Here is a 15,428-nt window from a genome sequence, read left to right as displayed (position 1 = left end):
TTTCCGTTTTATCGTATTGTTTGGCCCGCTTCCGCGAGGATCGACCTGATGCATGCTGCAACTTCCTCCGTTTTTGAGAGGAGAAACATGTGACCGCCTTCAAACGTATGAAATTCGGCTTCCCTGACCCACTTTTTCCAGCCGGAAGCGTCTCTCATGCATTTCTCATCTTGATCGCCGTTCAATATGTATACAGGCGAGTTGACAAGCGAATGATCGGTGTGAACAAACGACTCCAGCGCGCGGTAGTCTGCCCTGAAGGATGGGAGGAAATAGTTGATGACTTCCCTGTTCCTTACGAGCTCATCGGGGATTCCGCCAAGCTGGATGATATGGTCGAGAAAGGCATCATCATCATAATGGGACACCTTTTTCCGCTTGCAATCAGGGGGCTGGATCGCCGAAATAATGACGGCGCTCGGAAAGATTCCTTCCTTTTCGAGCTTCTGCGCCATTCTGTATGCGACTATTCCCCCCATGCTGTAGCCGAACAGCACAAACGGACGCGTCAGCTTCGGCTTCAGTGCCGTCTTGTACATCCCGATGAGCGCCTCCAAATCATCGACAAGCTCCATTTGATTCGTCCCGTGGCCGGGCGGTTCGATCGCCATCATGTCACAGTCCGCTTTTAAGCAGTCATAAAGCGGCCGGAATGATGCAGAATAGCCCCCTGCATACGGAAAACAAATCAATTGCATGCCGCCCGAAGACGGCCCGAAAGTTTTCAATATATCGTTCATGATTATACACCCCCGTTTACAACGGCACGCTCGCTTAAAGCCCGTCTGACTATCTCCGCGTTTTGTTTTACAAAGCCGTCAGCGAGCATTTCATCATGCGTTCCGTACCCTTGATATTCTCGATAAGACGCCCTTGTTCCTTCTTTCCACGAAGAAAGCCATACCGGGAGCGGTTTTTGCGACTCGGATTGAATAAAGTGAATATCGGAGTCAACCTGTCCTTGATGGATCAAGCCGACAAAATACGAATAGTACGCTTCAAGCTTTCCGGCAATGCCTTCCGCAACTGCTTCGATTTGCATGTATTCGTTGTTTTTGTTGACTTCTAGCAGCGCTGCGACGTCATCTTTGACAGTGCGGCCTTCCAAATCGCTGACATTGTTTTTCATATACGAATCGATCATGATCAGCCTGTCGACTTCACGGCCGCTTTTTTCAAGCTGCTGCGCCACTTCAAAGGCAAGGCCGCAGCCTGCAGAGTAGCCGAGCAATGTCAGCGGACCTTCAGGCTGAAGCTTCGTGATCGTGTTCGCAAAACGCTCGACTCTGTCTCCCGCTTCGATAAAATCAAAGGCGCAAATCTTATATTCCGGCAATTGTTCGGCAAGCTTGCCGTACATAATGCCGTATCCGAGAACGGGCGGGAAAGCGAATACGTATCGGCCGGCTTCCGGATTGAACACGGTTCTATCGGCTTCATCCGTTTTGCCTCCGCCGTCTATATACGCAGCCATTGCCGCAATTGTCGGAGATTCGAATATGATGTTCACCGGAACTTCCGCCCCCAGCTCCTTCAATATCCGGGAGATGACAGCCATCGCCTTCAATGAATGGCCTCCGATTTCGAAAAAGTTCTCGTCTATGCCGATGTGCGGACGGCCGAGCACATCTGACCAAATCCTCTCCAGCTTGGCTTCCGTTTCATTGCGGGGTTCCCTGCGCTCCTCTCGTACCGAGGCTTCTCCTGCTTCCGGAAGAAGGCGCCGGTTCACTTTTCCGTTCGGCGTCAGCGGCAATTCTTCAAGTATGAAATAGACAGGCGGCACCATATAGGCCGGCAGCTTTTGCGCAAGGCGGCCGCGAATCGCTTCTTCCGTGACGCCGCCGGAAGCCGGAACGACATAAGCTGTCAGCGTTAAATCGCCGCTTCCGCTTCGTGCAGCAAGGACAACAGCTTCTTTTACGCCGGGACAACGGGTAAGCTGTTCCTCAATCTCGCCAAGCTCAATCCGGTGCCCCCGGATTTTCACCTGATCGTCAATCCGTCCGGCAAATTCGATATTGCCGTCCGGAAGCCATCGGGCCAAGTCCCCGGTCCGGTACATGTTTTGGCCAGGGATAAACGGGTGCGGGACGAATTTCTCCGCTGTCAGATCGGGTCTGTTCAAGTAGCCGAGCGATACGCCGGCTCCGCTCAGGCACAGCTCGCCGACCGCTCCGAGCGGCTGAAGCTCGTTTTTCTCCGTCAAAATGAAAGCCGCAGTCTGATTCAATGGTTTGCCGATCGGAATCGAAACTGCTTCACTGCTCACGCTGTCGACGGGATAGAATGTCGCAAACACGGTCGTTTCGGTCGGGCCGTATACATGGATGATCCTTCCCGGCCCCATTTCCGCCAGCGCCTTTCTGACATGGCTGACAGACGAGCGTTCGCCTCCGAACAGCACTTTGCGCAGTCCTTTCATCCAGCCGGTTCCTGAGTCGACGAGAAGATTAAACAACGCCGTTGTCACAAACATGACAGTAATCTTTTCTTTCTCTATCGTTTCCGTGAGCCCGCTGATATCGAGAATGGTGTCCTGACCTGCGACCACCAGTTTTCCGCCGTTCAAAAGAGCGCCGTACAGGTCAAACGTAAATCCGTCGAATGCGTAGTTAGACAGGGACAGCAAGGTGTCCTGGCGGGTGATGTCGATGTAATTCGTGTCTCTGACGACTCTTGTGATGTTGGCGTGTGTCGTCAGGTTGCCCTTCGGTTTTCCGGTCGTTCCCGATGTATACATGATATACGCAAGATCGTCAGGGTCAATGGCTATCCCAAGGCTTTCTCCGCTTTCACCGGAAACGGCCGGATCATTGATCAACACCGTTTCGTTTTTAAAGGAAAGCGACACGGTTCGTCCGGCGAGCTCCTCTTGAGTCAGCAGGCACAGCGCACCGCTGTCTTCAAGCATGTATTGGATGCGGTCATCGGGATATTCCGGATCGATCGGCACATAAGCCCCTCCCGCTTTTAAAACAGCGAGAATCGCGGCGGCCATGTCCGGCGAGCGGCGGAAAAAGAGGGCTACCGCCTTCTTTCGGCCCACTCCTTTTTTTCTCAAGTAGCGGGCGAGCCGGTTGGCCCGGTCGTTCAATTCACGATATGTAAGCGTGCAGCCCGCCGCCGACACGGCCGGTTCGTTAGGCATGAATTCAGCATAATGCTCAAACCATTGCGGAATCGCCATAGCGGATGTTGTTTTCTCCTCAGGCGCATTAAAGTCATACAGCAGTTGCTTTCTTTCGTTTTCAGGGACGATGGTGATGCCATTAAGCGGCTGATCCGGATTGCCGGCAATCCGGCTGATCGCTTCTATGAGCTGATCCTTTAAGCGCTCCACAAACGATGTATCAAAGACATTTCCGTTGTAAGCGAACTTCAGCATCATTTCTTCGCCCGGCGATGCAAGCAGATTCAAGTCATAGTTCGATTTTTCAAACACGCTGACACGCCCCATTGAAAAGCCGAGATCGTCTTCCTCCTGCTGTTTGTTCGCTTCCTGGAGCGGATAGTTTTCAAACACGATGATATGATCGATCAGATCAGGCGACGCCGTTTTGCTTTGGATATCGTAAAGCGGCACGTATTGGTGCGGCTCTGATTCGAGCGTCTGCTTCTGCAAGCGGGCGATCAGCTCCGAAAAGGTCGTTTTGTCGCCGAATGTGACCCGCTTCGGAACAACATTAATAAATAAGCCGACCATATGCTCGACGCCTTTTATTTCGGCGGGACGCCCCGAGACCACGGTTCCGAATATCAAGTCGCGCGAACGCTGATAGCGGCTGAGGAGCACCGACCATACCGCCTGAAGCGCCGTGCTCAGCGTCGTATTGCGGGCTTTTGCGAGTTTTGCAAAAGCTTCCGTTTCGGCTTTCGGCAATGTAAACAGCAGCTCTTCAGGCTGATAGCCTGTTTGATTCGTCTTTTTCCGCTGTTCGGCAAACGTCGTCTGCCCCTCAAATCCGGCTAAATATTCTTCCCAATAGGAAAGCGATTTTTGTTTGTCCTGTTGTTCGAGCCATTTGATATATTCTTTGTACGGTTTGACAGGTTTCAAGCTGTAAGACTTGTTTTTCCGGAGTGCATTGTACACTTTGAACAGCTCTTGAACGACAATGCCGAAGCACCAGCCGTCAAGCAGGATGTGGTGGTAGCTCCACACCCATTCATACGCATCTGCTCCCGTTTTGAAAATCGCCGTTCGCATCGGGATGTCTTTTGACAGATTAAAGCCTTTTCGTTTGTCTTCCTGTTTATAATCCTCGATACGCTCTTTCTGCTCCTCTTCGGAAAGCCCTGATAAATCGACTTCTACCACATGAAAATGCCTTTCTTTTAAGACGACTTGAACAGGCCTTTTCATTTTTTCGTGAACGAATATGGTCCGGAAGATATCATACCTTTCGACGATCACGTTCATGCTTTTTTCCAATAGATCTTTTCGAAAAGAGCCTTTTACCTGCATGCTGATCTGTTCAATATAAAAGCTCTGTCCCGGATGCAGCAGAGTATGAAACAGCATCCCTTCCTGCATTGGAGATAAGTAGTAAATATCCTGCACATGCTCTTTTTTAAACTGGCTCACGTTTTGTCCCCCTTTCACGGAGTTGCCCGCTTGGGAAGCGGGCAACTCGCACAATGTTTATTTCAAATTTTCTTCAAGCACATCAAACAAGTCGCCCATCTCTTCCATTTCAAGACCGCCGGCGCTGAAGTCGCTAGGCGTGAACTCCCGCTCCTTTTTGGCCGTGCAATGGTCGATCAATGAAAGCAGATGATGCTTAAACCGTTCGATCCTTTCCTGCACGGTAGACCTGTCAAACTCCTTTGTATTAAAGGAGCAGGACATGATGAGTTTTTCATTGCTGATGATGCCGCTGAAGCTCAGGGCGTAGAGGGCTTCCGATTCTTCCGAAACCTGATGTCCCATATCGTATGGAGACGGGCCGAAAAATTCAGTCTGCACTTCATTGTCTATCTGCCCTAAATAGTTAAAGCTGATCTCCGGCTTGATGGAGAAATCGATATCGCCGGCTTTTTGCCGGTCTGTTACATACCTGAGAATGCCGTAGCCGACTCCCTTATCAGGGATCTGCCGGAGCGTTTCTTTTACGGTTTTAATAAGCTCCGGCAAACCTCCCTCGCCGGCTTTTAAGATAACCGGATATTGGGCGGTGAACCATCCCACTGTTCTCGAGATATTCATATTCGGCATGATTTCTTCCCTGCCGTGCCCTTCCATATTGATACAGACCCCCGATTGATTCGTCCATTCCCGGATCGTCAGGCTCAAGGCGGAAAGGAGAATATCATTGATATCCGTACCGTACGGCTCATGAACTTTCGTCAATAAGAGACGCGTTTCTTCCTCGGTCAGCTCGAACTTGGCAGCGGCTGTGTCTTTTGTTTTTCTCTCGCTGACAATGCGGTCTTTCGGCAATGCCGGCACCCGTTCTTTTTCCAGTTCGCGCCAATAGCCGCACGTCTTGAGGAACTGTTCGGACTGCGCATAAACCGCAAGCTCTTCGGCCCAGTCTTTAAACGAATCGGTTTTATCAGGGAGGACAATATCCTGATTCTTTGCGGCTTGCTGATAGCCCGCTGCAAAGTCTTCCAGCAAAATCCGCCATGACACGCCGTCCACGACGAGATGGTGGATGACGATCAGCAAATGGTCCCCATCAGCCGTCAGATACTGCTCTGCTTTCATCAGCGGGCCTTTCGCGATATCAAGGCTTGCCTGCAACCGCTCCGCTTGGGCAGCGATCTCCGCTTGAGCGTCTGAGACGTACTGGAGATTCACCACTCGGAAGGCAAAAGCCCTCTCATCCGGTCCGCGGTTGTATTGAATGATCCGGCCGCCTTCTTTTCTGTAAACCATGCGCAGTGCGTCATGATGACCGGCTAATGATTGCAATGTTTGTTCAACAATCTCAGGGTCGAAGCCTGACGGCGCGTGAAGCATAACCGACTGATTCCAGTGGTGCTCATTCGAAAACGAGCGTTCGAAGAACCAGCGCTGAATCGGTGAAAGTATCACTTCGCCTTCGACAGGCCCCTGGTCGGCCGGCTTTCCTTCCGTCGATTCGATATAAGAGCTGATCCCGCCGATCGTCGGGTGCTGGAACAAGTCTTTCATCTCAAGCTTCAGGCCGTGCTGCTGTAAGCGGCTCGCCATTTGAATCCCTTTGATCGAATCCCCGCCGAGCGTGAAGAAATTGTCGCTGATCCCGATTCGTTCGACGCCGAGAACCTCCTGCCAAACATCCGCCAACAGCTGTTCGGTCTCACTTCGCGGCGCTTTGTATTCAGCTGTCTGCACGGTAAGGTCCGGCTGTGGAAGCGCGCGTTTGTCGACTTTTCCGTTCGCCGTAATCGGCAGCTCGCTGAGCTGCACCCAATATGCGGGCACCATGTAATCAGGCAGCGTCTTCGCTAATTGGTCCGCGAGGCGTCCTGTATCAAGCGGTTCGGCTGATGTCACATAGCCGCAGAGCGCTTTGTTGCCATGCGCATCCTCGATGTCAGTGACGGCTGCTTCTTGTACTCCTGGAAGCTTCGCAAGCTGTACTTCGATTTCAGAAAGCTCGATCCGGAAGCCGCGGATTTTCACCTGCTGGTCGATCCTGCCGATATATTCGATCCGGCCGTCCGGAAGCCACTTAACGGCATCGCCCGTCCGGTACATCCGCTCGCCCGGTACAAACGGGTCTGCCGTAAAGCGCTTCTCCGTTTCTTCCGGCTTGTTGAGATAGCCGCGCGCTAAGCCGCGGCCGGCGATGCACAATTCACCCGTGACACCGGCAGGCTGTACCTCATTGTGCTCTCCGAGCACGTAAACGCGGGTGTTGGCGATCGGTCTGCCGATCGAAAGCATTCCTTCGTCAGGGTCAATCGCCGTGCTTGTCGCCACGACCGTGTTTTCCGTCGGGCCGTAGTTGTTGACGAGCGTATAGCCGCGCTTTTCGACCCGCTTCAGCTTGTCGCCGCCCGTCAGAAGCACGCGCAGCGATTTGTTGTCAAGCTCCATAAACTGCTCGCACAGCTGAGTCGGGAGGAACGTGATCGTGATGCCGTGTTCTTCAAAATACTGATTCAGGCGGACGATATCCATCCGGATCGCTTCATCGATCATGTGCAGCTCGCTTCCGGCGATCCAGTACGGGAACATCTCCCACACGGATGCATCAAAGCCGAAGCCGGCGTATTTCGCGCTCTTGTCGCGTTCAGTGACAACGAATTCGTCATTGTGCCAATAGCACAAGTTCACAAGCGAATGGTGCTCGACCATGACGCCTTTCGGCCGGCCCGTCGTACCTGATGTGTAGATTAGGTAGGCCAGGTTGTCCGGTTTTGCCTCTGACTGCGGATTCACCTCGTCTTCTGAAGTCACTTCCCCGGCTAACACGGCATCAAGCAAAATTGTTTCCCCGCAGAAGCCGTCAGGCACGGCTGTACCCGTTTGCGTCAGCAGGAGCTCCGCTCCGCTGTCTTCCAGGATGTATTTGACCCTTTGTTCAGGATAGGCGGGATCGATCGGCACATAAGCCGCTCCTGCTTTCAAAATCGAAAGCACTCCGGCCGCCATTTCGAGGGAAGGTTTGACCATGATGCCGATCCGCTGTTCCGGCCGCGCTCCCTTTTCGATAAGCAGGCGGGCCAGACGGTTTGCGCGGGCGTTGAGCTCCCGGTACGTCCAGCGGCGGCCGTTGAATACCGCTGCACCGTGATCAGGCGTGCGGCTGACCTGTGCTTCGAACAGCTCGTGGATCGTTTTGTCTGACGGAACGTCAAGCGCCGTGTCGTTCCACGCTTCGACGATCCGTCGTTTTTCCGCTTCATCCAGCAGGGAGAGTTCTGAAAGGCGGATATTCGGATTGTCAGCAACCGCTTCGAGCAGATTGAGCAAATACCCGCTCCAGCGCCTGATCGTTTCTTTCTTAAACAAATCTGTCGCATATTCGAATTGCAGACCGATTTCGCCGTCTTTCTCAAACGCTCCCAGCGTCAAATCGAACTTGGCAGCGGCGTGCGATATGTCATACGGCTTAATCGTTACACCGTCCAAATCGAATGTTTCCTTATCAGGATCTTCCACCGTCAGCATGACATTGAAAAGCGGGTTTCGGCTCATATCGCGGGGCAGATCAAGCTTGGCAATCAGATCTTCAAACGGATAGTCCTGATGATCAAGCGCAGCCAGGCTTCTGTTTTTAACATCTTCCAAAAACTCGCGGAATGTCGCGTCCTGCGGCACATGGTTTTTAAGAGCCAGCGAGTTGACGAACATGCCCGGCATGTCTTTCAATTCTGAATGTGTTCTGCCGGCAGTCGCAGACCCTACGACAATATCTTTCTGGCCGGTGAGACGGTTTAAAAAGATATTGAAAACGGCCAGCATGACGATATTCAGCGTCGTTTTCGTCTCCGTCGCAAGCCTCCGGATGTTGAGCGCTGCGGGCTTCGATGTTTTAAAGTGAACCTGATCCCCGCTAAAGCTTTGCACCGGAGAGCGCGGGAAGTCCAGCGGCAGGCCGAGTTCCGGCACGGCTTCTGAAAACTCGTTCAGCCAGAATTGTTCCTGCTTCCGAATGGTTTCCCGCTGCACGGGCCCGGTTTGCCATACGGCATAATCTTTGTAATGCAGCTTACGCTCAGGCAGAGATTCGCCTCTGTAGAGCCTTGCAATTTCTTTCACAAAAAGGCTTCTCGAAACGCCGTCGGCAATAATGTGGTGCGTATCGATCAACAGCAGGTGGCGTTGTCTCCCGACTGACAGCAGCTCGGCGCGGATGAGCGGAGCGCTGCTTATATCAAACGGCCTGATAAAGCGGCTGATTTCTTTTTCGGCTTCGCCTTCTTGAACAGGCGTGACCTTCAGCTCGATGTCCGCTTTGTCATGGACTTTTTGAACAGGGCTGCCGTCGATTTCGGCAAACGATGTACGCAGCGACTCATGGCGATCCACCAATGCCAGAAGCGCCCGTTTTAAGCGCTCGATATCAAGGTCGCCTTCCATCAAGAACACTGACGGCATATTGTAGCCGGTGCCGTTTTTTTCGAGATGATGAAGGACGTACATCCGTTTTTGTGCGGATGATACCGGATACCAGTCGCTTTTTTCAGCAGGCTGTATCGCGCTCTGTACGGATTGATCTTCAGACGACTCGATATAGCGGGCAAGACGGCGCACTGTCGGATATTCGAAAAGCGCTTTAAGCGGCACCTTTTTGTGCAGCTTGGCTTGAATATCTGCAGTCAGCATCATCCCTTTCAAAGAATGTCCGCCCAAATCGAAGAAGTTGTCTTCGGCACCGATCGGCCTGATGCCGAGAACGTCTTCCCACATAAGGCACAGCTCTTTCTCGAGATCTGTTGACGGCGGCTCATAAGAGTCGCTTTCGCCGTTTGGCGCCTGCGGCTCAGGCAGGGCATTGCGGTCAACTTTGCCGTTGGCCGTCAGCGGAATCGCATCGACGGTGACAAAGTATGACGGCACCATGTACGCAGGCAGTCTTTCGGAAAGATGCTCCCTCAGCTCGGAAGATGCGATTGTTTGCTTCGACTGAATATAGGCGCACAGCTCCTCCAATCCCGAATCCGGCGCAAAAGCGAGGACAACCGCTCTTTCCACATCCCTGCACTCTTTCAGGGCGTCTTCGATTTCCTTCAATTCAATCCTGTATCCGCGGATTTTCACCTGATCATCGGTACGTCCTAAAAATTCGATCTCCCCATTCGGAAGACGGCGGACGAGATCGCCCGTTTGATACATGAGAGTCCCCGGTGCATAAGGGTTTTCTATAAACCTCTCGGCTGTCAGCTCCCGTTTGTTCAAATAACCGCGCGCAAGCCCTTTTCCGGTTATAAAAAGCTCACCCGGCGCTCCGGCGGGGACAAGGCGGCGGGATTTATCCAATACCAATGCTCCCGCACCCGGAATCGGCCGCCCGATCGCCGGACGTTTGACAAATTCGCTAAGCCCGTCTGCATCGATCGGTTTGGCGATCGTGCCGATCGTCGTCTCCGTCGGCCCGTAATGGTTGATAAAACGGGCTTTCGGATAATGGAAATGGTACCGCTCCACATCGGCCGGATTGATCTTTTCTCCCCCGAGCACGATCAGTCTCAGCGGCTCAAGCGCCTTAGATAAAGCAAAGCTTTGCGTCTGCACGATCGTATGGAACAGCGACGGCGTCAGCTTGATATATGTGATCGCTTTTTCATTGATATAGCGGCATAGCCGGTCCGGTTCCGTGTATGTTTCTTTCGGGATGATATGAAGCTCCCCTCCGGCAAGAAGGACCGGGAACAAGCCCGTATACCCGAGATCGAACGCGAAGGATGACAGGAGCACCGACTTATCCGATTCAGCAAGCTCCGCTTCGCTTACAAACCAGGAAACATAGTTCACAAGATTGCAATGTTCAAGCTGAACGCCTTTTGGAGCGCCCGTCGTTCCTGATGTGTAAATGATATAGGCGAGACTGTCCCCGTCATTGACTGAATCAGGACGCTCCTTCTTCACACCCGGATCAATGTCTTTCTCAATATCTATGAATATTCCTTTATATATATCAGAAAGGGATGCTTGATAGGCTGATTCCGTAACCAGCAAGCTGGCTCCGCTGTCTTCAAGCATATACCGGATCCTGGCAGGCGGCATTTCCGGATCGATCGGCAAAAATGCGCCTCCGGCTTTCATGACGCCAAGGATGGAGACGATGACGTCAGCGGAACGGTCGAGCATAATGCCGATGACATCTTCTTTGCCGGCGCCTTTTCCGCGAAGAACGTATGCAAGCTGATTGGCTTTTTCATCAAGCTCCCGGTATGTGAGCTTTGTGTCTCCGCACACGACGGCTGTCCGCTCAGGCGTTTTTTCAACCTGCCGTTCAAACAGTTCATGAAACGGTGCGTCTTCCCCCCGGTCTGCCCCGCTGTGTACTGCTTCAGCAAGCAGCGCCTTCCGTTCGTTGTCAGAAAGCAGATCGATATCTGCAAGCTTGACGCCGGGGTTTTCACAGATCGTTTTGACCACGTTCAGGAAGTGTCCGCTCCAGCGCCTGATCGTTTCCTCCTTAAATAGAGCGGTCGCATAATCAAAGCTCAAACCGATTTCCCCGTCGTGTTCGACGGCTTCAAGAGACAGGTCGAACTTTGCGGTGCGATGGCGCACGGAATAGGAAGAAATCTGCAAGCCTCCCAAACTCAAAGCAGCCATGTCCATGTTTTGCATGTTGAAAAATACGCTGAACAGCGGGTTCCGGCTCGTGTCTCTCTCCAGAGGCAGCTTTTCGATCAGCTCTTCAAGCGGGTAGCTTTGCTCGGCAAACGCTTGAAGGCTCGTTTCTTTGACCTCCTGCAAAAACTCTTTGAACGTTTTTTGCCCTTCAGGACGATTGCGGAGGGCGAGTGTGTTGACAAACATGCCCGGGATGTCATTCAGATCGGGATGGGTTCTCCCGGCAACAGGCGATCCGACAATGATATCGTCCTGTGCCGCATACTTCGCCAAAAAGATATTGAACGCAGCAAGCAGAAACATATAAAGCGTTGTATCAGACTCGGAAAGGAGCCTCTGAATCTCGCTTGCAAGCTTTTTATCAATTCCAAAGACAACCCGCTCTCCTTCAAAGCTGCGTTTTGCAGGACGCGGATCGTCGTACGGCAGATCCAGCACAGGGAGCTCGCCTTTGAATACGTCAAGCCAATATTGCTCCTGTTTTTTAAGCTTGCCCGTTCGTTCCTGTTCGTTTTGCCAGACGGCGAAATCTTTGTAATGCAGCTTTTGGGCAGGCAAATCGCCGCCATGGTAAAGCTGCGCAAGATCGCGGATGAAAATGCCTGTCGAGCTTCCGTCCGTAATAATATGGTGCATATCGATCAACAGCAGATGGCGCTTTTCCTCCAATTGAACGAGCTCCGCCCGGACGAGCGGCGCCTGATCCAGTTGAAACGGGCGGATAAACCCGTCGATTTTCGACTCGGCCTCCGCTTCTTCCGCTTGTGAAACCGTTAGCGTAAACGGCACGTCCTCATGAACGTGCTGGACGATGTCCCCGTCTATGACGGCAAACGAAGTCCGGAGTGTTTCATGACGGCTGATTAAAGCCCGAAACGCAGATTCGAGACGGTTTTGGTCCAAGTCGCCCTCCAGCAGCAGCACCGCCGGCACATTGTAGCTTGTGCTCGCTTCTTCGAGCTGATTAAGAATGTACATCCTCCTTTGCGCGGAGGATACCGGATAATAAGAGCTTGACGGGGCTGGTTCGATCGGATGGACGACTTCCTCTTTTGATTCCCCTTGAAGAAATTCGGCAAGCCCTCTGATCGTCGGCGTTTCAAACAATATCTTGATAGGGACCTCTTTTTGCAATTGCTCTTGAATCTTGGCCGTAAGCATCATCGCTTTCAGCGAATGCCCGCCGACTGAGAAGAAATTGTCATCGATGCCAGGACGCTTGATGCCGAGAATCTCTTCCCAGATCGCGGCGAGAATTTCTTCCGTTTCATTTTCAGGAGGTTGGTATAGGGCATCCGCTTCCTTTGCAGCCGGCTCAGGAAGCCTGCGTTTATCGACCTTTCCGTTTGCCGTAAGCGGCATCGCCTCAAGCCGGGTGAAATGAGACGGGATCATATACTCAGGAAGCGGCTTGGACAGCTCTGAGCGCACGTCAGCAGCTGACCGATCGCCCGTATAATACGCGCAGATTTCGTTCTCGCCCGCATCGTTTTCCTGGATGATGGCCGCTGCTTCACGAATGCCGTCAAGCTGCGCCAACCTTGCTTCGATTTCGCCTAATTCGATCCGGAAGCCGCGCACCTTCACCTGGTGATCAATCCGTCCGAGAAATTCGATGTTTCCGTCGGGAAGCCGTCTTGCCAAATCGCCTGTCCGGTAAATCCGCCCTCCTTCTCTAAATGGATCGCTGACGAATTTTTCGGCGGTCAGCTCAGGCCGATTCAAATAGCCGCGCGCCACGCCGTCTCCGCCGACACACAGCTCGCCGGGCACGCCGATCGGGAGAAGCTGTTGTTCGTCATCAAGAATATAGGCCGTTGAATTTGCAATCGGCTTTCCGATCGGGATCGCGTGCTCATATTCCCGGTCGATGCAAAAGCATGTCGAAAATGTCGTGTTTTCCGTCGGGCCGTAGCCGTTCCAAAGGGAGAGTGCGGGACATGCGCGCCTGACCTTGTTGACGATGCCCGGTACGAGCGCATCTCCGCCGATGATGATATCTTTTGCGGTATTGAACATGTTCGGATCTTGATGTGCGAGCTGATTGAAGAGCGGTGATGTCAGCCACATCGTCGTGATGCCGTTCTCTTCCAAAAACGCTTTGAACGCTCTCGCATCAAGAAGCGTTTCTTTCGGAACGGGAAAGAGGGTCGCTCCGTTCAATAATGCGCCAAACACCTCGAACGTACTGGCGTCAAAGCTGACCGCTCCCGTCTGCGCCATGTTCACTTCGGCATGAAGCGGAATATATCCGGCGTTTTTGACGAGGCGGACGATATTGCGGTGCTCGACCATGACGCCTTTCGGCTTCCCTGTCGAACCAGATGTATATATGCAGTACGCGAGATCATCAGGCTTCGCGATCGTTTCAAGATTGGCGGAATCTTCACGTTCAAGCGAGTTATCATCAGCCGCAATCGTTTTATACCCGTCGAAAGAGCGCTTTGTTCCCTGCTTGATGACGACGATGTTTGCACCGCTGTCTTCCAGCAAAAAGCGGATTCGATCTTCGGGGTAGTCCGGATCAATCGGCACGTATGCGCCGCCTGCTTTCAGCACCGCCAGCATGCCGACGGCCGATTCAAGCGACCTCTCCATCATGACCGCTGCCCTTCCCCCATGCATCAGGCCGTTTTCCTGCAAACGCCGCGCAAGCTGATTGGCTTTTTCATTGAGCCTGCGGTACGTGATGCTCGATCCGTTGTAAACGACAGCCGCTTTTTCAGGCGTCTGTTCCGCCTGTTCCTCAAACAGTTCCGGAATCGACTTGTCCCGCGGATAGTCCGTTTTTGTATCATTGAAGGCAAGCAGCGCTTTTTGTTCCTCATCTGATAAAATCCCGGCCCGCCTTGCCGGTGATTCCGGATCGGACACGGCGATCCTGGCGAGCCTTGTCAGGTGCTCCGCCGCCTTCTCAACGAAGGAGGCGTCATAAACCGCACTGTTGTATTTCAGCTTGAGCGTCCATTCTGTTCCCGGGTATACGATCAGGTTAAAATCGTAGTTCGTTTGTTCAAAGGCCGCTCCCGCTTTGATGGAAAAGCCTAGACGCTCCTTCATCGCCCCGTTTTCCAACTCTTTATCCAATGGGTAGTTTTCAAACGCAACCAGATGGCTGATGAGACGGCCCTCTAAAGCGGAGCTCTTTTGAATCTCATACAGCGGGAGATAATCGTATTGCTCCGCTTCGATGGCATGCTGCTGCGCCTGCTTGAAAAGTTCGGCAAATGTAGCGTTTTTCCCGATTTTTAAGCGGACCGGGATCGTATTGATAAATAAGCCCGCCATATGTTCGATGCCGTTGACCTCGGACGGGCGTCCGGACACAACCGTGCCGAACACCACGTCATCTGCGGCATTGTATTTGGCAAGAACCGCTCCCCACATCGCCTGAAACAGATTAGGCGCCGTCACGTTATAGCGGTTGGCCGCCCTTTGGACGGCATCGACCAAATCCCGCTCCCATACCAATGTGAACTCTTCATTCTGATAGACCCCTTCGGCCTCTCCCGCTTTTCGGCCCGGGATGACACTCGGGCTTTCCACATCGCCGAGGCGCTTTTCCCAATAGGCCCCGGCTTCTTCCTTGTCTTGCCGGCCGAGCCATTTGATATAGTCGGCATAAGGCCTGCCTTGATCAAGCGGAGCCGGACGGTTTGAACGAACCGCTTCATAGTTTTCAAAAAGCCGCTTCATCAATATGCCCATGCTCCAGCCGTCCATCACGATGTGATGATTGCTCCAGATGAGCTGATATTGCTGATCGGCAAGCCGGAAAACCGCCACTTTAAAGAGCATATCTTTCGCAAGGTTAAATCCGGCTTTCTGAACGTCCTGTTTATATTGTCCGATGCGCATGTTTTGCCGCGCTTCATCCCATCCGGCGATATCTTCAAAATGAACCTTCGTTCCGCGCTCGGCCAGGACGACTTGACGCGGCTTTTGCAATTGCTGATAAACGAAAACCGTTCTGAGAATATCGTAAGAACGCACGAGCAGATTCACGCTTTTTTCAAAGATCTCTAAATCAAAATCCCCGTCTATGAAAAGCTCCAGCTGTGTGAAGTAAGAGGAAGATTCCGGATCAAGCATTGCGTGATACAGCATCCCTTCCTGCATCGGTGTCAAAGGATATACCTTTTGAATCTTTTGTTTCCCCATAAGCCACCTCGTATGTTTT

3 protein-coding genes are annotated in these 15,428 nt (G+C 52.5%); all 3 read right to left on the bottom strand.

Going from position 1 to position 15,428, the window contains the following annotated elements; translation table 11 throughout:
- Positions 1-8: 8 nt before the first annotated feature.
- Genes NSQ39_RS02260 through NSQ39_RS02250 form a run of 3 tightly spaced genes read right to left on the bottom strand, consistent with a single transcriptional unit; the run spans position 9 to position 15,409 of the window.
- The gene (locus NSQ39_RS02260; protein WP_216898853.1) at positions 9-740 is read right to left on the bottom strand and encodes a thioesterase II family protein; all 732 of its coding nucleotides are present in this window, start codon (positions 738-740) and stop codon (positions 9-11) included.
- Positions 741-742: 2 nt separating this feature from the next.
- On the bottom strand, positions 743-4,588 hold the full coding sequence (locus NSQ39_RS02255) for a non-ribosomal peptide synthetase (protein ID WP_216898851.1): 3,846 nt from the start codon (positions 4,586-4,588) through the stop codon (positions 743-745).
- Positions 4,589-4,645: 57 nt separating this feature from the next.
- A complete protein-coding gene (locus NSQ39_RS02250) occupies positions 4,646-15,409 on the bottom strand; it encodes a non-ribosomal peptide synthetase (protein WP_065894154.1) in 10,764 nt (3,587 codons plus the stop codon).
- Between the last annotated feature and the right edge of the window lie 19 nt (positions 15,410-15,428).

Source organism: Bacillus sp. FSL W8-0848 (genome assembly GCF_038007805.1).
Taxonomy (GTDB): domain Bacteria; phylum Bacillota; class Bacilli; order Bacillales; family Bacillaceae; genus Bacillus; species Bacillus glycinifermentans.
This window is presented reverse-complemented; position numbering and strand designations above follow the sequence as displayed.

What these genes read in the sequence shown, in the direction of transcription:
- NSQ39_RS02260 (WP_216898853.1), bottom strand. Translation starts at nt 740, where the DNA reads ATGAACGATATATTGAAAACTTTCGGGCCGTCTTCGGGCGGCATGCAA.
- NSQ39_RS02250 (WP_065894154.1), bottom strand. Translation starts at nt 15,409, where the DNA reads ATGGGGAAACAAAAGATTCAAAAGGTATATCCTTTGACACCGATGCAG.